Source organism: Parendozoicomonas sp. 209JJ7-1, assembly GCF_058147085.1.
Genome location: NZ_JBYVJU010000001.1, coordinates 354,766 through 373,689, shown reverse-complemented (window position 1 = coordinate 373,689; position 18,924 = coordinate 354,766). Strand labels below are relative to the sequence as shown.

18 protein-coding genes and 1 other RNA gene are annotated in these 18,924 nt (G+C 51.3%); 11 read left to right on the top strand and 8 right to left on the bottom strand.

The annotated features are described in order from the left end of the window. Positions 1-198 precede the first annotated feature (198 nt). Together ACY2RQ_RS01690 and yiaY are read left to right on the top strand one after the other, a co-directional pair. Complete coding sequence (locus ACY2RQ_RS01690; RefSeq protein ID WP_490111212.1) at positions 199-657, top strand: hypothetical protein; 459 nt, start codon at positions 199-201, stop codon at positions 655-657. 50 nt (positions 658-707) lie between these two features. Continuing rightward, a complete protein-coding gene (yiaY, locus tag ACY2RQ_RS01685; RefSeq protein WP_490111211.1) occupies positions 708-1,859 on the top strand; it encodes an L-threonine dehydrogenase in 1,152 nt (383 codons plus the stop codon). A gap of 53 nt (positions 1,860-1,912) precedes the next feature. Here yiaY and ACY2RQ_RS01680 read toward each other — a convergent pair whose 3' ends face one another. Both ACY2RQ_RS01680 and ACY2RQ_RS01675 read right to left on the bottom strand, forming a co-directional pair. After that, positions 1,913-2,179, bottom strand: coding sequence for a hypothetical protein (locus tag ACY2RQ_RS01680; RefSeq protein WP_490111210.1), 267 nt, complete (start codon positions 2,177-2,179; stop codon positions 1,913-1,915). Positions 2,180-2,278: 99 nt separating this feature from the next. Continuing rightward, positions 2,279-3,775 carry a PP2C family serine/threonine-protein phosphatase gene (locus ACY2RQ_RS01675; RefSeq protein ID WP_490111209.1) on the bottom strand — a complete coding sequence of 499 codons (1,497 nt, stop codon included), beginning with the start codon at positions 3,773-3,775 and terminating at the stop codon, positions 2,279-2,281. A gap of 434 nt (positions 3,776-4,209) precedes the next feature. Between ACY2RQ_RS01675 and ACY2RQ_RS01670 the strand changes: the two genes are divergently transcribed. Together ACY2RQ_RS01670 and ACY2RQ_RS01665 are read left to right on the top strand one after the other, a co-directional pair. Next, positions 4,210-5,808 (top strand): ABC-F family ATPase, encoded by a 1,599-nt coding sequence (locus tag ACY2RQ_RS01670; RefSeq protein ID WP_490111208.1) that lies wholly within the window; start codon positions 4,210-4,212, stop codon positions 5,806-5,808. A gap of 262 nt (positions 5,809-6,070) precedes the next feature. Further along, the gene (locus ACY2RQ_RS01665; protein ID WP_490111207.1) at positions 6,071-6,868 is read left to right on the top strand and encodes a hypothetical protein; all 798 of its coding nucleotides are present in this window, start codon (positions 6,071-6,073) and stop codon (positions 6,866-6,868) included. A 37-nt stretch (positions 6,869-6,905) separates the two neighbouring features. Here the strand turns inward: ACY2RQ_RS01665 and ACY2RQ_RS01660 are convergent, their stop codons facing one another. The 5 genes from ACY2RQ_RS01660 to ACY2RQ_RS01640 all read right to left on the bottom strand — a co-directional run bounded on the left by ACY2RQ_RS01660 (position 6,906) and on the right by ACY2RQ_RS01640 (position 11,120). Further along, complete coding sequence (locus tag ACY2RQ_RS01660; protein ID WP_490111206.1) at positions 6,906-8,567, bottom strand: long-chain fatty acid--CoA ligase; 1,662 nt, start codon at positions 8,565-8,567, stop codon at positions 6,906-6,908. A gap of 175 nt (positions 8,568-8,742) precedes the next feature. Next, positions 8,743-9,318, bottom strand: coding sequence for a DUF4136 domain-containing protein (locus tag ACY2RQ_RS01655; protein ID WP_490111205.1), 576 nt, complete (start codon positions 9,316-9,318; stop codon positions 8,743-8,745). 194 nt (positions 9,319-9,512) lie between these two features. Next, complete coding sequence (locus ACY2RQ_RS01650; RefSeq protein WP_490111204.1) at positions 9,513-10,115, bottom strand: chalcone isomerase family protein; 603 nt, start codon at positions 10,113-10,115, stop codon at positions 9,513-9,515. Positions 10,116-10,252: 137 nt separating this feature from the next. After that, positions 10,253-10,402: a hypothetical protein gene (locus tag ACY2RQ_RS01645; RefSeq protein WP_490111203.1), complete on the bottom strand. Its 150-nt coding sequence runs from the start codon at positions 10,400-10,402 to the stop codon at positions 10,253-10,255. Continuing rightward, entirely contained in the window at positions 10,386-11,120 is a 735-nt protein-coding gene (locus ACY2RQ_RS01640) for an NUDIX hydrolase (protein WP_490111202.1), read from the bottom strand. The genes ACY2RQ_RS01645 and ACY2RQ_RS01640 overlap by 17 nt, the downstream gene beginning before the upstream one ends. Before the next feature lie 55 nt (positions 11,121-11,175). On the opposite strand from ACY2RQ_RS01640, the gene ACY2RQ_RS01635 reads away from it, so the two are divergent. The 3 genes from ACY2RQ_RS01635 to ACY2RQ_RS01625 all read left to right on the top strand — a co-directional run bounded on the left by ACY2RQ_RS01635 (position 11,176) and on the right by ACY2RQ_RS01625 (position 14,486). Next, positions 11,176-11,856 carry an isochorismatase family protein gene (locus ACY2RQ_RS01635; RefSeq protein ID WP_490111201.1) on the top strand — a complete coding sequence of 227 codons (681 nt, stop codon included), beginning with the start codon at positions 11,176-11,178 and terminating at the stop codon, positions 11,854-11,856. Between the two features lie 39 nt (positions 11,857-11,895). After that, positions 11,896-13,065: a nicotinate phosphoribosyltransferase gene (pncB, locus tag ACY2RQ_RS01630; RefSeq protein WP_490111200.1), complete on the top strand. Its 1,170-nt coding sequence runs from the start codon at positions 11,896-11,898 to the stop codon at positions 13,063-13,065. 338 nt (positions 13,066-13,403) lie between these two features. Continuing rightward, positions 13,404-14,486: an LVIVD repeat-containing protein gene (locus ACY2RQ_RS01625; RefSeq protein ID WP_490111199.1), complete on the top strand. Its 1,083-nt coding sequence runs from the start codon at positions 13,404-13,406 to the stop codon at positions 14,484-14,486. Positions 14,487-14,687: 201 nt separating this feature from the next. Here ACY2RQ_RS01625 and ACY2RQ_RS01620 read toward each other — a convergent pair whose 3' ends face one another. Next, entirely contained in the window at positions 14,688-15,221 is a 534-nt protein-coding gene (locus ACY2RQ_RS01620) for a hypothetical protein (RefSeq protein ID WP_490111198.1), read from the bottom strand. 159 nt (positions 15,222-15,380) lie between these two features. On the opposite strand from ACY2RQ_RS01620, the gene ffs reads away from it, so the two are divergent. The 4 genes from ffs (at position 15,381) to recR (ending at position 18,622) form a co-directional block, all read left to right on the top strand. Further along, an RNA gene (gene ffs / locus ACY2RQ_RS01615) (signal recognition particle sRNA small type) lies at positions 15,381-15,478 on the top strand. Between the two features lie 142 nt (positions 15,479-15,620). After that, on the top strand, positions 15,621-17,603 hold the full coding sequence (gene dnaX, locus ACY2RQ_RS01610; RefSeq protein ID WP_490111197.1) for a DNA polymerase III subunit gamma/tau: 1,983 nt from the start codon (positions 15,621-15,623) through the stop codon (positions 17,601-17,603). A 49-nt stretch (positions 17,604-17,652) separates the two neighbouring features. After that, positions 17,653-17,979: a YbaB/EbfC family nucleoid-associated protein gene (locus ACY2RQ_RS01605; protein ID WP_490111196.1), complete on the top strand. Its 327-nt coding sequence runs from the start codon at positions 17,653-17,655 to the stop codon at positions 17,977-17,979. Between the two features lie 40 nt (positions 17,980-18,019). Further along, positions 18,020-18,622 carry a recombination mediator RecR gene (gene recR / locus ACY2RQ_RS01600; RefSeq protein ID WP_490111195.1) on the top strand — a complete coding sequence of 201 codons (603 nt, stop codon included), beginning with the start codon at positions 18,020-18,022 and terminating at the stop codon, positions 18,620-18,622. Positions 18,623-18,924 lie beyond the last annotated feature (302 nt).

Here is an 18,924-nt window from a genome sequence, read left to right as displayed (position 1 = left end):
GGAAGAACATCCTGTCTGGCCAAAGAATCGGGTTCGGGGTATTGTCCCGCGATTTTATTTTGCCGAAGGACAGGAACATGTCTGTGCCCGACATATCCTGGTGAAAACCCGGTTTGTCTTTCACCTGATTGAGACCATTTACTGTTTAATTTCTTTTGTTGTCTATTCTTATGGCAGTTTTTCCTGAGATAAACTGTTATGGGTGTTTATCGTTCCAGTACGCAATTCTTTCATTCTGCGGGGGCGGGCTGTTTGATATTTATGGTGCTCTCACTGTCGGCCCAGGCTGAAGGTACTGTAATATTTGATACCAGCTCTATTCCTGAAGGAAAGACGGTCGCTGTTTATATAAGCGGTCAACACTGTTCTGGTCAGTATATCCATGGTGTGAATAAGCATAGTGATAATGTGTCTTATAATTTTTCTGGAGATTGTGGTGGGTCTTTTCGTGAGATAAGAATTGTTGATGAAAGTGGCGGGGGTGACTGGCTGTGCGGCGAGCGCTACAAATGGAGCAGGCTTTTTTGTCCTGATAATAGTATCAGAGTTCAGTTATCAGACAGCGGTAGTCAGACATGTTCCCTGGGAATGTTTCCCCATGAACTTATGGATCCGGTGTGTAGAGATAAAACCTGTATGTATCTCGGCTGTCACTAATCCTGTTTCGCCTTATTCTTATATTCAGTTTTCTCCTGAGATAAAATTCCATGAGCGCCTATCGATTTTATATGCCTTCCCTTAACCATATGGGCTCTGGCTGTCTGGAAGAAGCCATTGGTGATATCCGTACCCTGGGCCTGAACAAGGCCCTGGTGGTGACCGACAAGGTGCTGGTGGACATCGGGCTGGCGGGCAGTGTGGTGGAGAAGCTGGGCAGCGCAGGCATTATCTGTGAGATCTTCGACCAGACCAGGCCCAATCCCACGGTCAAGAATGTTGAAGATGGTTTGAGGCAGCTGCAGTCCAGCGGATGTGACTGTGTTATATCCCTGGGGGGCGGTTCTCCCCATGACTGCGCCAAAGGTATTGCCCTGGTGGCCAGTAATGGCGGCAAGATAGCCGACTATGAAGGTGTGGACGCATCCTCCAAACCCCAGCTGCCCCTGGTTTGTATCAATACCACGGCGGGTACGGCCAGTGAGATTACCCGTTTCTGCATTATTACTGACGACAAGCGCCATGTAAAAATGGCGATAGTCGATAAGAACACGACTCCACTTATGTCTGTGAACGACCCTGGCCTTATGCAGGGCATGCCCCGTTCCCTGACCGCAGCCACAGGTATGGACGCTTTGACCCATGCTGTGGAGGCTTATGTGTCCACCGCCGCCACGCCGGTCACCGATGCCTGCGCGTTACAGGCGGTGGAAATTATCTCCACCTGGCTGCGGACAGCGGTGTTTGATGGCGACAATATGGAAGCCCGGGATCAGATGGCTTACGGCCAGCTGCTGGCAGGTATGGCCTTTAACAGCGCCAGCCTTGGGTATGTCCATGCCATGGCCCATCAGCTGGGTGGTTTTTATGATCTGCCCCACGGGGTTTGCAACGCTATTCTTCTTCCCCATGTACAGGTGTTTAATTCCCGGGCCTGCCCGGAGAAACTTGCCCGGGTTGCCGCGGCCATGGGAGTGGATATTTCCGGTATTTCCGACAGGGAAGGGGCGGACAGCGCCCTCCATGAAATCCAGGGGTTGTCTATGGATGTGGGTATTCCCGATGGGCTGGAAGAGCTGGGCGTCAAAGAAAAGGATTTCCCGACTCTGGCGGATAATGCCCTGAAAGATGCCTGTGGGCTGACCAATCCGATACAGGCCACCAAAGCAGATATTATTGATATTTTTGAGAGTGCTTTTTAGAGCCTGTTTATGATCTTTCACTTTCCACGATTCGCTGGATTAAGCAACTTCAGTTACTCATCAAGCCAGGGGGTGTCTGGAAGCAGGTCAAGGTTGGCGGTGTAGCGGCTGAGATTAAAGGTCGCGCCGTTATTGACCACATCTTCCATTTCCAGACCCAGGGCGCAGGCCATCAGTTCAATGGCTTCGTCCCGTTCTGTGCCTGTCATCATCAGGCGCATCAGGGTTTCTTTCACGGGAACAGGATCGCCCTGCTCAAGCTGGTTTTCAATAATGGCTTTGAGTTGTTCGCCATCAAACAGGTCATCGTTATCAGACATGGTGGGACAGGCTTAAAAAGGGAAAGGGCCGTTATCATAAGGAAAAATGACAGGATATACGACCAGATATAAGTTTTTCCGCGGCAAGTCCAGGCCGTTTTATACCCTCGATTCAGTTGATTGCTGAACGTCCCCGACAGGAGAAGGGAAGACAACTGTCACGGTTATATTATCGGCATAACTTTTCAGCGTTTTCTCCGGGTCTGCGGGTAGTCCCATTTTTAAGGCTTTCTCCCTTTCTTTATGGTTTGCTCTCACCATATTTTGTGCGGTTATCAAGCATAGTTTGGCTATGGTGTCGGCCATTTCTGTTTCGGTAGCACCCTTCTTTCTAAGGGCTGAAACAAGCGTTCCGATTTGCTCCACTGTGGCCAGATCAAACACGCCGTCACTGGCGAGAATCAGAGTATGGCCGTGGCCATTATTCTCCATTGTGTGGGAGGTGATTTTGGAGCGGGCGCTTATCCCCGCCATTCGACCGTCACCAACACCACGGGCCGGAGCAATATCTCCACCGACTCTGAAAGTGGTGTCGTTAGGGTTACCATGGTCGTAACCTATGACGCCTCCCCGCTTGTTAATAGACCGGATATAGGCGGCGATGCTTGCTTTGGCATCTTCGGTAAGCTGAATAGCCTGCCCTTGATGGTCAACAAGCATGGCTTTGGAGTCACCACCGTTAGCCGTGATAATGGTATTAGCCCTGATCAGGGCCAGACAGAATGTTGAGCCTTCCATGGTACAGTCAGACTCGCTTTTTATAATATGGTTGGCGTCGACTGGAGCTATTTTCAGGGCATTCCATTCAGCGGTCTGATATTCCAGGTATCGTGTCAGGGTATCCAGACGGTACTGCAGTCGGGCTGGGATAAGCCTCGAGGCCTTTTCTGAACAGGTATTTCCCCGATGGCCGTCATAAATACCAAAAAGCTGGTATGCCTTGGCGGCATGACTGACAGTTATCGCTCCTGCAATGAAGGTCTCTGCGCTGAAACGGTCTTGCTGGTAAGGGTTGCCTCCGGGAGTTGTTGCGGTTGCTGAAGGACTTAAGCCAGGCTTTTGGTGAGTTATTAAAACAGGCTGTTCAGGTGGTTCCTCGGATATTTTAAGTGAGTTGTCCAAAAAGTCGTCCAGAACAGACTGGAATACCTGATGGGGGTAACTTGAGTCAATCAGTGTCTCATCCAGTTGCTGTTGCCTTGCAACAGCTATTTTCTGTTTGCCCAGTTTCTTTTCAATACTCTGCGTGTCCAGCACCAGCCGGTACTCATTATTCATTAAACGCTCTTTTTGAGAGTGAGAAAGTAATTGGCGGACTCCCAGCATTTTTAATGTAGGGAAAGCACCGTCGCTCAGGGGGCATCTTTCTTTTATCGCCAGCCCCTCTTTTTTTATTGCTGAGCCTTTTCGGGAGCGGTTATAGGCGATTACGGAAATCTGTTTACCGGGAAGTACCCCTGTGGCGGTTCGTACAGGGGAATCTGATTCAGTGCTTACGGTGGTTGTTGGGCTTACAGTAATGGCAGTCTGGGGCTCCTTCGTGCTGGCAGGGGAGTGGGGCTGCTGGGAAGCTGGTCTGCTGGTGACGTTCTGCATATAAACATCCTGTTTATCAAAGGATAATGACTGGTCACTAGTAGACAGCCAGGGATTGGCTATGTTTATGCAATGGAGGGGAAAGGTTACTCCCGCTAACATAAGAGGCAGGCAGGCTAACCCGGATATTTCATAAACATGCTCCCGATCTCGTTTGTTCCCTGCCACTCTAAGGAGATTTGGCTCAGTTGACCGTACGCCCCGGTACGGCACTTCTTCGCCAAACACCTTAGAGCCACAAGCCCCGGCGCGATCTTCGGGGCAATTTATGAAATATCCGGACTAACACAGTCTTACAGATTATATTGTTTGTCCTGTGGAGATAAATGCAGTGTTGCCTGAACCTTCTCAGCCATGTAGTCTGCGCGCCTTTTAGTTAACGATACCGCTTTCTCCGCGTTTCGCTGATAAAGACACCAGTACAGGATGAAAATTTGATTACTACAGCCAATATCGCCATGCAGTTCAGCGACAAGCCACTGTTTGAAGATATCTCCGTAAAATTCGGTGAAGGCAACTGTTACGGACTGATTGGTGCCAATGGTTGTGGCAAGTCCACCTTTATGAAAATCCTGACCGGGGAGCTGGAAGCCGCTGCCGGCAGTGTCAGCCTGGAACCCAATACCCGCATGGCCAAACTGAATCAGGATCAGTTTGCCTATGAAGAGTACAGTGTGATCGACACGGTGATTATGGGCCATACGGAACTCTGGAAGGTGAAATCCGAGCGTGACGCCATTTACGCCAAGGGTGAGATGAGCGAAGAAGAGGGTATGCGTGTCGCCGACCTGGAAGTGCAGTTCGGTGAGATGGATGGTTATTCCGCTGAGGCCCGCGCCGGTGAACTGCTGCTGGGCCTGGATATTCCCATTGAGCAGCATTATGGCCCCATGAGCGCCGTGGCCCCCGGCTGGAAACTGCGGGTGCTGCTGGCCCAGGTGCTGTTCTCCGATCCTGACCTGATGCTGCTGGACGAACCCACCAACAACCTGGATATCAACGCGATCCGCTGGCTGGAAGGTGTGCTGCGTCAGCGGGACTGTACCATGATCATTATTTCCCACGACCGTCACTTCCTGAACAGTGTCTGCACCCATATGGCTGATCTGGACTATGGCCAGCTAAGGGTGTTCCCCGGTTCTTATGATGAATACATGATCGCGGCAGAACAGGCCCGTGAACGTATGCAGGCCGACAATGCCAAGAAGAAGGCCCAGATCGCGGAACTGCGTACCTTTGTCAGCCGTTTCTCTGCCAATGCTTCCAAGGCCAAGCAGGCCACCTCCCGCCAGAAGCAAATTGACAAGATCAAGCTGGAAGAGATGAAGCCTTCCAGTCGCCAGAGCCCGTTTATCCGCTTTGACCAGGAGAAAAAACTGTTCCGTAACGCCCTGGAAGTGACCAAACTGTCTCAGGGCTATGATGAACTACTGTTCAACGACGTAAATATGCTGGTGGAAGTGGGTGAACGTATCGCCATTATCGGCCAGAACGGTATTGGTAAAACTACCCTCTTGCACACTTTGGCACAGCAGATGGAACCCAGAGCTGGTATTGTGAAATGGTCTGATAACGCCAGCATTGGTTATTACGCCCAGAATCACAGCGCTGATTTTGAGATGGATATGAATCTGTTCGACTGGATGAGCCAATGGCAGAACGAAGGGGAAGATGAACAGACCATTCGCGGCACCCTCGGTCGTATGCTGTTTTCCCAGAGCGATATTAAAAAGTCCGTGAGAGTGATTTCCGGTGGTGAACAGGGGCGTATGCTGATTGGCAAGCTGATTCAGCAGAAGCCCAATATTCTGTTAATGGACGAACCCACAAACCATATGGATATGGAGTCTATTGAGGCTTTGAATCTGGCTCTGGAGAATTATCCCGGTACGCTGATCTTTGTATCCCACGACCGTCAGTTTGTCTCCTCTCTGGCCACGCGCATTATCGAGATCACTGATAAGGGTGTGACGGACTTCCATGGTTCTTACGATGATTATCTGAAAAGCCAGGGTATTACCGAAGAGGCGTAACGAAAGGCTGGTGTTGTATATACAGCCAGGGCATTACTCTGAATCAGGGGCACTGCTGATGTTGTGCCATGATGGAAGGCCTTCCCGGGTGTTCCTGACGGAGATAAGTGTACTCAGCACAGGCTGCTGTCCCGTTTGTGGCCCGGCTATTATTGACTAGACTTGCAGACTCTAACCTGTATGTTGTATTGGACAAAGTATCATGCGTTTATTCTCAGTCATTATTTGCGGGCTTTTTGCTTTCAGGGCCTGGTCAGGTGAGATGTCCTTAACAGTAGACCTGCCCGTGAAAACCAGTCGGGGGGTTGTGCAGAATCTTGACCAGTTTCGGATTGTTAAAGTGCCTCCCTCTTCCCTGCGTTCCAGTTCTTCATCTTTCACTGCTTCGTCTTTCAATGCTCTGTCTCTCGATGGCCCCGATAATACAGAAGGGACAGTATTTCTGGTGACCAATACCAGTACGGATGCCACGCCGGTCACATACAATGTGCAATTACAGGAGGGGCAGCAGTATCAGATTTATCTCAGGACAGCGGAAGACAATGGCTCCTGGTGGCATACAGAACCATTTACACACACGTCCGGCCAGAACCAGAATCTTGTTTCGGTTTCTGGTGGCAGCACTCCCGTTTTTCTGAACGTGAACGGTCAGCCTATGGGTGGCTTTTACGATAAGAATGGTTGGATTGGTGCTCAGTTCTCGTGTGGAAATTTGGCTGGGGTAATAGGCGTATCCGAGTGCACTATCTGGCCCGGAAGCGGGGGGACTTTAAAATTTTCATCGGGGAATTTCGGTCTATCTCTTGGAGGGGCCCATGGCTCAGGGGGCGTTGATCTGCAGACTATATGTAAAACGATCGCGATTGCTCCTAAGATGCTCCCGTATCCCAGGTTTGGCATGGATTTTCTTGCCCTCTTGTTTTACGAACATGTATGGTTGACAGCTGCTCCAGACTCTAGGAGTGTGGGTTACGCGAATCTGGGGGGAGTGACTTTTGGCGCAGCAGGTGGAAGCTTTGATTTTTCGGAGGTTTCGGCCTGCAATCATCTTGCCCGTTGATTCCGGCGTTTTTTTAAAGTGTCTGTTTTTGAGATGACTACCGGGTCAGCCAGGAAGCAACCTGTTCCCGTAGTCTGGACTTAATCACCTTTCCCGTTGCGGTATGGGGCAGCTGATCAACAAACACAATTTTGTCCGGATGCATCCAGTCTGGAAGTTTGCCCCGATACCACTCCCGTAGTGATTCTTCGCAGAGATTATCATCCTGGGATGGTTTTTTCACAGTCACCAGAAGTGGACGTTCGCCCCAGGTTTCATCGGGAATGGCAACAACTGCGGCTTCCGCAACACCTGGGTGGGCCATGGCCAGATTTTCCAGGGCGATAGAGCTGATCCACTCGCCGCCGGACTTGATGATGTCCTTGGCTCTGTCGGTGATATGCAGGTAACCCTGTTCATCTATTGTGCCGATATCGCCGGTATTCAACCACCCTTCATGGTCGTGTGATTTGCGGGGAGAGGAAGCTTCGGTACCGTCCTCTTCAAGGTATCCACTGCTGACAGCATAACCCTTGATAAACAGGGTGCCCTGTTCCTCACCGTTATGGCTGACGGGATGGCCCTGATCATTTTTCAGTTTCATCTGGACACCAAAAGCAGGACGTCCCTGTTTGCATCGCAGGTCCATGCGTTCTTCATAGCTGAGTTCTGAGTAACTTTCTGCCCGTGTCAGTGAGCCTAGGGGGCTGAGTTCTGTCATACCCCAGACATGGATGGTATCGACGCCGTAGCGGGACAGCAGGGTGTCCATAATATGCCGCGGGCAAGCGGTGCCGCCGGTAAATACCTGCTGCAGGCTATCCACTGTTTTGCCGGATTTTTCCAGGTAGTGCACCAGGGCCAGCCAGATGGTGGGCACGCCAAAAGCCTTATTTACCTTTTCCTGTTCAATCAGTTTCTGCAGCAATTCACCGTTGCCCATGTGGGGGCCGGGCAGAACCAGCTTGGTACCAGCCATGGCGGCTGTGTAAGGAATTCCCCAGGCGTTAACGTGGAACATGGGCACAACCGGCATAACCACATCCTGTTCAGTCAGGCCAATGGCTGAGGCCAGATTACAGATCAGGGTATGCAGTATGGTGGTGCGATGGCTGTAGAGTACGCCCTTGGGGTTGCCTGTTGTCCCTGAGGTATAGCAGAGGGAACTGGCTGTGGTTTCCGGAAAATCGGGCCAGTCAAACTGGTCACTGGTAGGCGTGAGAAGGGTTTCGTAGTCGACGGTGTTGGGCAGAGTTGTTGAACAGGGTTCTCCTGTGTCATTAAGGATGACAAACCCTTTCACGGTGTTTAGCTCAGGCAGCAGTTTTTCCAGCAGAGGTATAAAGTCCGGAGCGGTAAAAATCCAGCTGTCCCGGGCGTGGTTGATGATATAGGTGATCTGTTCATGAGAGAGCCGGGGATTGATGGTATGGCAGATGCTTCCCGAGCAGGCGACGGCATAATAGATCTCCAGGTGGCGATGATCATTCCAGGCCATGGTCGCGATGCGATCTCCGGACTGTATCTGCAGATCCCCAAGGGCGTTGGCCAGTTTCCTGGTGCGGCGAAAGGTTTCAGCAAAGGTGGTTCGGTACAGGTGGGAGGAATGGGTGGCTGACACAATCTCCCTGTCGGGCCAGGTACGCTCCGCATGGAGAAGAATGTCCCGGATTAACAGGGGACAGTCCATCATAATGCCGGAAGGTGCTGAGAACGCCATAGTCTGAACCTTAATTCACGGATAATCTGAAGAAATAGTATGAAAAGGTAGTTGTCATGGGGATAAACTCAAGGGCCACTGGCTGTGGCCTGCCGGAGTGACATCCCCTGGTCACGGGACATCAGGGCAGTGTTCATGAAGCCGGTGGTTAAACCGGCTTTTTCAGAATTCCGGTTTATTTCTTCGGGGGGAGGGGAAAGCCTGAAAGGATTTTTCTGACGGCTGTATCAATTTTTTCCCGGCGTTCTTCAGGCGTGGATCTGTTGGACAGACGGGACCAGGAACGTCCTGTCCAGATCAGTTTTTTTGTTTTTGGATCAATAACATCAATAATCAGTGTGCCCTGGTCGTACGTGCGGATTACGGACTCTGTATCAACACCGGCTGTCCAGGGATAGTAGCCGTAGCCAATGTAGTTCGTGGTGGTGCGCTGCTCCTGGCGTACGCTGACTTCCATACGATCATTCACCAGGAAGTCCACCCTGTCTGCCGCATTCTCCTCCGGTACAGGCTTCACCAGTCTATAGCCCCGGGTTTCCAGATCCCGATCAACAGCGGAGTGAATGCGTTGCTGCGTAAGGGCCTGGGTGTCATAGCTCGTTTTGCCATTTTTTTCCGTGGACAGCCAGGCATATGTTTTCAGTCCAGTTAAAGAGCGTGACGGGTCATAGTCCCAGTCCACATTCTGCATCGCACAACCGCCAGTAAGGACTACCATTACCGCCATTAAAATCCGTCTGATGGGGATCATAATCATAACCCTCTTGCTTGTCAGAAAAAGCTTTCAGAAAAAGCTTGTCAGAAAAATCCGGCTGTGATGATAGTCTATGGGCGGAGATACGCAGGAACAACAGACTATGGATAGTTATTTGTAGTTATGGTTTGCACAGGGACAGGGATAAATCCGGATGCGTAGATTTTTTCTGCCTGTCAGTATATCAGGATTCAACCTTCCGTGGCGGGAAGTCCCAGAATCTCATTTTTGAAAACTGTGTTGGGGGGAGATTCTCCAATCCATACGTTAAGAAAGGTGTTAAAGAGGTCTTTTGAGCCTGGTACAGAGCCTTTCAGCACCCCCTTGGACCATACTTGAATACCCTCGCCAGGAATATAATCCAGGGAACTCTGCTCTCCGTAGAGAATGGTTTCATTCATCAGCTCCAGAACCTGAGCCATGGGTTTAGAGAGCCTGTTCAGCTCTTCTTCAGAACTGTTGAGATAAAAAGCGTCTTCAAAAACCCTGGCAATTTTCCGCGCACTCAGTTTGGGTCTGAGAAGAATAAAAGTCATGCGCTGATAACCTTTATCGTTCAGGATATTTTCAGCGGAACTTGTCGGGTTTTCCAGGTACAGGACACCGATATAGCCATCCAGTGTCAGGAAGAATTTACGGATACTGGCCCCCTGGAGCTGCATTCGGGTGCTGGAGCCGGATGCTGCGACAGTATCCGGAATATCAATAGCGTTGATCTGGATAGCATGGGCCGAGGGCAGGGTGAGAAACAATAAAAGGGAGAGCGAGCAGACTCTGAGGATTGTCTGTTTCACCGGGGGTACTCCTGACATTTTTTTATTGAAGTATGTAAGTGTTTTTGTTTTGGGTATTTATACGCACTTGAGGCTCACAGCTCCACTTATTTGTATGTGATTTGTAGAGGCAATACAAAAAAACTGCTGCCACATTTCTATATAGCAGAAAGTCTGGTAGATCTGCACAGGGGCTTCTTCTGCACAAGGGTTTCCACAGGCAGGGTCATTATCGGATTGAAGCCAGGCATCACCAGGGGCAGGTGGAAGATAATTACGTCCGACAGGGTGTTAACGAGTCGACTCATACAGCCTGCTGAACTGACGATTGCACTTTCCTCCGGCGATACGGTAAAGGGTGGCCGGGCGGTTGCTGCCGTATCGTTTTTTTCCTGTATCCTGAAGAATATCACTGTCAGTAAAACGATTGCGGATAGAACGCATGGGGGGAGCTTTTCCCAGTATGCTGGTAAACACTTCGCTGATATCGGACAGGGTAAAGGTTTCCGGCAACAGATAGAGGGGTAAGGTCGTGTACTGAATTTTGCTGCGCAGGCGCCTGATAGCCGATTGGAGCAACATCTGGTGATCATACGCCAGCTCTGGCAATCTCACTTTCTGGCCAATGGCAATATCCAGCCATTTGGCACCCCCACTGTTACTGTGTTCTTCCCCGCTGAGCAATGCGAAATAAATCACGGTCAGGGACCAGCCCCGGCTGTCCCGGCGGCTGTTGCCAATGGTTTCCACTTGCTCCAGCCATGAAGGCGTGGCTGACGTCAGAGTACGGATATGGCGACGGGCGGTCTGCTCCAGATCCGGGTCAATATCCTGGTTGATGCGCCCGGCCGGTAGCGCTCTCGGGCAAGTGGCGTTAGGGTGCCGGGCAGGCCCTGTCAGTACCTGCAGCTGGCCTTTGTACAGGCGCAGGGCAATAACATCGACAGAGATCAGGGCCATGGACAGGGCTGAAGTATTATCGGTTTTATTGCTCATCGTGCTGGTGATCGCGTCTCGGGTATGCATGGGCTGATTTATGCTTTGAACATACATCTTGACAGCTTTTGGAATCAGTTTCACTATGTTAGTGAATGTAGTTCACTATGTAGGTTCTCGGATGATCACCCTTGGGAAACGGGACAAAATCGCATCTTTTGATGTGGATGCCCAGAACTGCTTTACCCCATTGTGCCCCCAGGAACTGCCGGTTCCCGAAGGTGATCAGATCGTTGATGAGCTGAATAAACAGGCAGAATTGACAGCGTATCGGGTGGGTTCCAAGGATGCTCATCCGGCAGGTGCGATCTGGGAAGCCACTACTGATTTTCCCCCCCTGAGTCCTGTGGAGGGGGAGAACGTAGATGTTCGCTGGCCCCGCCACGGGATTCCCGGCACCCGGGGGTTTGAGCTTCTGGAGGGGTTGCCGGCACCGGGTGCCTATGACTTTTTTGTCTGGAAAGGCATTGAGCCGGATATGCACCCTTACGGTGCCTGCTATCACGATCTGGGTGATCGCCAGAGTACCGGGGTGATCGAATATTTAAGAAGCCAGCAGGTCACGACGGTGATTGTTGGTGGTCTGGCACTGGACTACTGCGTGAAAATAACGGCGCTGCAACTGAGGGCGGTGGGCTTTCGTGTGGTGTTGAACAGGGCGGCGACCCGGGAGCTGGCGGCTGAGTCCGCGATCCAGGCCCTGAAGGAGATGAAAACTGCCGGCGTTGAGGTGGTAGAATGCGCTGCCCGGTTGGAAGTTGATTGATATTTATTGATTATGGAGTGCCTGTTTCAGGAAAACTGTATGTCTGACCCGATTATTTCTTCGCTGCTGGATACGGACTTCTACAAGTTCACCATGCAGCAGGCTGTGTTTCATCGTTATCCGACGGCCGTCGTTGATGCCCGTTTTCATTGTCGTACGCCTGTCGATCTGACATCACTGGCGGGGCAGGTACGGGAGCAGATTGATGCTCTGGCGGATGTGCGTCTGCGCAGTGAAGAAAAGCAATGGTTGTCAGAGGTTGGTGTTTTTCAACCGGACTACCTGGACTGGTTATCTGGTCAGCAACTTGATCCGGGGGCTGTTGATGTTCTGATCAGTGAGGACTGTCTGGATATCAATGTCCGGGGCGGTTGGCTGGAAGTGACCCTGTTTGAGATTTATATCCTTGCCATTGTCAGCGAACTCTATGGAGGCTCTCTGCAACAGGGAGCAAGTATTGATATCGGGCGCAGCAGCCTGAAGCGGAAAATTAACTGGTTGAAAGAGCAGCCGGGAAGTGAGGATTTCCATTTTGTGGATTTTGGTACCCGTCGGCGCTTTAGCCGGGCCTGGCAGAGGGAAATGCTTGAGACTCTGAGCCGGGAGCTTCCGAACCAGCTGCAAGGCACCAGTAATATGATGCTGGCCCGTGAGCTGGGTTTGAGGCCAGTGGGAACTATGGGGCATGAGTGGCTTCAGGCCCACCAGGCTTTGGTGTCTGACCTTGCCCTTAGCCAGCGTGAGGCTCTGGAAGTCTGGCATCAGGAATACCAGGGAGAGTTAGGTATTGCGCTCACTGATACTATCAGCATGTCAGCGTTTCTGCGGGACTTTGACCGGGATCTGGCTTTGCGTTACAGCGGTATGCGCCATGACTCCGGTGATCCACTGGAGTGGGGAAAGCGGGCCCTTAAACACTACGAACAGATTGATATCGATCCCCGTACCCGCACCCTTGTGTTCAGTGACGGACTGGACTTTACCCGAGCCCTGGAGATCAGCCGGATTTTTGAAGGGCAGACACACACAAGTTTTGGTATTGGTACATGGCTGACTAATGATGTTGGTGGTACGCCACTGAGCATTGTGCTTAAACTTGTCTCCTGTAATGGTCAGCCGGTGGCAAAGATTTCCGACACGCCGGGCAAAACCATGTGCCTTGACAGTGACTATGTGGATAACCTGAAGCGGGTTTACTCACTGTTTTGATTTTCTGTCTTCTTTATGTTTTTTGGTTTGAATGGCTAGAGGCATTTGGGAATGGAAAAGACTTTAACTGTCTGGGCTAAACTCTCTCTTCCTTTCTTTTCGTTCAGCCTGATAAAGTCTCGTGTCTGATGCATCGAGAGTTACTGCTGTGCGGGAGTTCTTGCACGAGGAAAGTGCTGTAGCTTTGCTGCAGCCAGTGAGAGGTGACGATAATGCCGCGATGCCTATATTCTATTTTCCCTTTCCACATACTGACACCGAAATGTGCTGGTTTATTGTGGATATATGCTCTGTTCTTTGTGTTTATATCAGGGCGTGTATCGGCAGGAAATGTTGACTTGCAGTTGCAGAGGATTGTCCATGATCCCGCAAACCTGACATACATTGTTCGCTCCAAGATTTATCCCGGTGACCCGAATCATTTGTTTTTGACCTCCCGGGGTACCAAAGAGCAGGGAGGGGATCAGGGGGGCGTAAGTATTTATGATGTGTCGTCTGCCGCTGAGCCAAAGATTGTCGGACGCTGGAAGCCCCATGACGGATCTTCTAAAGGTACTTTTCTTGATAATTGCGTAGAGGGACAGGACAGGGTTGATAACAACCTTGTTGTCCTGTCAATTTATACAGGTAAACTGCATATTCTTGATGTGTCGAATCCGGCGCAACCAACCCTGGTAAGTACACTGTCACTGTCTGGTGTTGGCGGGTTGCCTTATTTCAGGGCTCTGCATGTCAAAGTCTTTCAGTCGGGTCAGAAACAGTTTGCCATTATTACTGCCCCCCAGACTTCCCGTTTGATCGCAGTTGATATCACAGACCCTGCCCAGCCCCGGCAGATAACCAGCCTGGGTCTGGGCTTTTCCTTTGTTTTTGGCCAGGGACTTGAAGGGGTTTATGTTCATGGGAATTATGCCTATTGTGGTGCTTTTCATGGCTCCAGGTTTGTGACTGTTGATCTGTCAGCCCTGGGAGGGAGTAATCAGCTTAAGATTGTGAATATCCGTGAGAATGTTGCTTATTCTCAAATGGTGTCCTTGTTGGACCCTCGCACACAGTTTCTCAATACACTTTACTCCGCTGGTTGGGGGAGCCCGGGAGGGCTGATTGCTTTTGATCTTTCAAAGCCGGATGCACCTGTTGAAATCGGGAGGGTGATTATCGGGGATATGAGTAAATCCAATCGGATAAAGATAAGAAATAATTATGTTTATATGCCCATTGAGCTGGATAACGGGGCTATAGGTATTGTCGATATTTCGGATCCCCATAAGCCTGTGAAAGTGAAAACTGTCACTAATATCCAGGACAGTTCGGGCAATAAAATATCGTCGCCTTATGGTATGGCTATCAAGGATGACTATCTGTACCTGTTCGGTACTAAAAATGCCAATATGGCCATTCTGAAAATTGTTGAAAGCTGACGTTTATCGAAGGGGATAGGAAGAAGTTGTAACAATCAGGGAATAATTATAGCACCGGTGTGGCGTGTTCTGGTTGGCTGCCGGTGCTATTTAAAAGCGGAGATGTTAACACTAGAGTCATTGAGCCGATCATAAAACCTCAACAGCACTAGAGCAACAAGGTCCGACGCGATCTTCGGGGCAATTTATGAAATACCCGGGCTAGTGATGCAGCTTGATCTGGTAATCAATAGACAACATATTCTTCGCCCCTTTGGGGGGGAGTCCCGGTTTATCGGCTATTAACTGATCGTTATGCAGAGTCAGGGTAAAAACGTAATTGTAGGCGTGGGAGTTCTCGGGGCTTATGGAAATATCAATACTGTTGTTTTTAGCGTGGAGATAGGCAGGATTGCTGAAATTCTGGCCATTGCACTGGGAACCAAGATAGCCCATGCACTGGTCTTTATCTGTTGGTGATGATGGGTTGGAAAATATCATGGAGGCCGTGCCATCCTCCGCATCTATATTCATGGATACATCGCATTGGCAGACCAGCGTAGAAAAAGTGTCAGCGGCCAGAACCTGGGCTGCCGGGCTTTCAGTGCTGGCTGCGAATGTGGCCGTGAAGGTCCCCTTCCAGTTGCCGTCGACCGGGGCACCAGCGAAAGAGCTGATGGGAAGAATCGCCAGGCCGGCAGCCACGGTCAGAGGAGATAAAAGACGTGACGGGAGCATTGATAAGAGTGAGCGCATAAGAGAACTCCTGCGTTGCGTGCAGTCAATACATGTGATAGAGCCAGAAATTCTAGACAATGCATCGCTGGGCGTAAATTCCCTCTTGCATTACCCCCCTGGTTTATGGAGAATGCGACCCCGTTCGGGGAGAACTCCCCGGGTTGCTATGGCGGACCTTGTCGGTCCCCCCGCAATGAGCAGCTGTGAACTCCGCCAGGCCCGGAAGGGAGCAACGGTAGCAGTGCGCCCATGTGCCGGGGTGTTGGCTGGCAGGGGACGCCTCCATTCTCCGTCTTCTCCTTCTTTCAAATACATTCACAAGCCCTGTCTGTACCCGTGCATCCTTGTTCTAACTCAGTTAGCATATAATTTTTGGTTTTCCCTTCGGACAGTTAACGGAATGGTGGCAAATAACCAATGAGTTATCAGGTGCTTGCGCGCAAATGGCGACCCCGTACCTTCAAGGAACTGGTCGGTCAGATACATGTTCTGCAGGCGCTGGTGAATGCCCTCGACAATAATCGGCTCCACCATGCCTATTTGTTTACCGGAACCCGCGGGGTCGGTAAAACCACCATTGCCCGTATTCTGGCCAAGTGCCTGAACTGCGAAACCGGCGTGACCTCCGAACCCTGTGGTGAGTGCGCATCCTGTCGGGAGATTGGTGAAGGCCGTTTCGTCGACCTGATTGAAGTGGATGCCGCCAGCCGCACCCGGCTGGAAGATACCAAGGAGTTACTGGATAACGTCCAGTATGCGCCGACTCGAGGCCGGTTTAAGGTGTACCTGATCGATGAGGTGCACATGCTCAGTACCCACAGTTTCAACGCGCTGTTGAAAACCCTGGAAGAGCCGCCGCCCCATATCAAGTTCCTGCTGGCAACCACGGATCCCCACAAGCTGCCTGTTACCATTCTGTCCCGCTGCCTTCAGTTCAGCCTGAAGAATATGGCACCGGAAAAGGTGGTTGAACATTTGCAGACGGTTTTAAAAGGGGAGAATGTTCCCTACGAGCTGCCGGCACTCTGGCAGCTGGGCCGTGCCGCTGATGGCAGTATGCGTGATGCCCTGAGCCTGACAGACCAGGCCATTGCCTACTGCGGCGATACCTTGACCAGCCAGGGTGTCACCGCCATGCTGGGGACAATCGATCAGGATCAGGTCTACCGGGTGCTTGACGCTCTGGTGGAAGGCCAGGCCAGCCTGCTGCTGGATGCGGTAAAAGAGCTTGCCGAGCACAGTCCGGATTACATTGCGGTGCTGGCGGATATGCTCTCGGCCCTGCACCGCATCGCCCTGGCCCAGGCCGTTCCCGATGTGGTGGATAACAGCCAGGGGGACAGAGAGAGGATTCTTGATCTGGCCGGGCGTGTCAGGGCGGAAGATGTGCAGCTTTATTATCAGACCGGCATGATCGGTCGCCGGGATCTGCCCATGGCACCGGACCCCCGGTCCGGGTTTGAAATGGTACTGCTGCGAATGCTGGCCTTCCGTCCGGAAGGTATTCCCGTTACCGCGTCTGACCAGCCACTGCCCACGGGCGGTGCCGGGGGGCAGGTTGTGGAAGGCAGCCCGCGACAGGCGGATAACACTCCGGCAAAAGATATAGAATCCCAGGACGAGCCTGAAGACCCCGAGCCTGCGGCTGTTTCCCCTGAACCGGAATTACCTGCACAGCCTGAGCCTGCTGTTGAGGCTGCACAGCAACCGGCTCCAGAACTTCACGAGCCTGCGGCCATCCCTCGGGAAACACCTTCTGCTCCACAAGTGATAGCAGATGCTCCGCCCTTGGGGGCGTATGATAATCACCCGGTCAGGGAGCCTGATACTGCTCCCGCAGCCTATGGGTCAGCCTCTGCAGCGGAATTCCGCCCGGAACCGGTGCTTTCTGAGCCTGTGACAGAGCCAGATGTGCAAAGTGTGCCGGTTGCGCAGGTGGAAACACATGAACAGCTACCAGCTAAATTCGAACCAGTTGCAGCAGAAGAACCGGTAGAAAAGTATGCCCTGGCATCCCTTCAGAACAATGAGTGGATTATGCTGGCCCAAACCCTTGGAATGGGGGGGGTGACCGGCGCTATTTTATCCCATTGTGAGTTGGTCAATGTTGATGGTTCTCAGATGATGCTGAGGCTGGATGGTGCCCATGACACTTTATACAACGATAATCATCGTCTTCGTATTGAAGGTGCGCTGTCCGAATATTTTGACCAGGGTATAAATCTGGTTGTGGAAACCGGTATTATCGAGTCAGAAACACCGGCCGTCTGGCGGGAACACCGTCGGCAGGAGCGTCTGCGGGCCGCTTGTAAAAGTTTTGTTTCGGACGACAATGTTCAGGCGATTGTTGAGGCCTTTTCCGGCAGGATTCTGGAACATACCATTCAGCCTGTAGGTTGATCGTTTTCTTTTTATTATTCATTCAAGAATCAGGCAGAACGAGGTAGTTATGCTGAAAGGTGGAATGGGCAACCTGATGAAGCAGGCCCAGAAGATGCAGGAACAGATGCAGCAGATGCAGGAAGAGCTTGCTAATGCTGAAGTGATCGGCGAAGCCGGAGCGGGTCTGGTAAAAGTTGTTATGACCGGTCGTCACGATGTGCGCCGTGTCGAGATTGATCCTTCCCTGATGGAAGATGACAAAGAAATTCTGGAAGACCTGATTGCAGCCGCAATAAACGACGCTGTACGCAAGGTTGAGAAGAATCAGCAGGACAGAATGGCCGAAATGACCGGTGGTATGGGTATTCCAGCCGGCTTCAAAATGCCGTTTTGAGATTCCCATTAATAAAAACAGGGATGTGGTTGAGTCGAGCATGTCATTCAGTCCTTTGATTGTGCGTCTGATGGACGCCCTCCAGTGTCTTCCAGGTGTTGGCCCAAAATCAGCCCAGCGTATGGTGCTGCATCTTCTGGAGCGTGACCGGAAAGGGGCCGCTCATCTGGCTGAAGCTCTGCAGGCTGCTGTAGACGGCGTTGGCCACTGTCAGCGCTGCCGTACCCTGACAGAAAAGGATATCTGTGATATCTGCACACACCCGGAACGGGACAGTGAACTTTTATGCGTGGTGGAAACACCGGCCGATGTTCTTGCCATTGAGCAGGCTGGTGGTTTCCGTGGTCGGTATTTTGTTCTTATGGGGCACTTGTCGCCTATTGATGGTGTTGGACCCGATGATATTGGAATAGATCAGTTAATGACCCAGGTTGAGACCGATGGTGTTACGGAGGTTATACTGGCTACCAACCCGACCGTGGAAGGTGAGGCTACAGCCCACTATATTGCGTCCGGGCTGAAATCCATTGGGGTTCGCGTGTCCCGTATCGCTCATGGTGTGCCTTTAGGGGGAGAGCTGGAGTTTATTGATAGTGGAACCCTTATGCATGCGTTTGCCGGACGACGCGAGGTGGTGGACTAGGTTTTCAAGCTCTTCGAGAAGCATTTCCCTGGATGTCATTGGTTTTGGGATTTTAGACAGACAGTTGTCGAATGTGCCGCTGCTATTGCATAGCCTTCCAAATGATTCAGGAAATTTAGACCGTGTACTTGTAGATGGGTTCTGAAGGTCAGGAAGGCGAGCGGTTGGAATAACCGGTTTTTCAGTGTTTTTGAAAAAACATTTCGGTGATTCAGGCTGACATTTTGAACAAGAGAGTAAAGGTAAAGTGAGGAGAAAGGTTCAGCTGTGTAAGGTTTACTGCTGAACCTCTATAGATACAG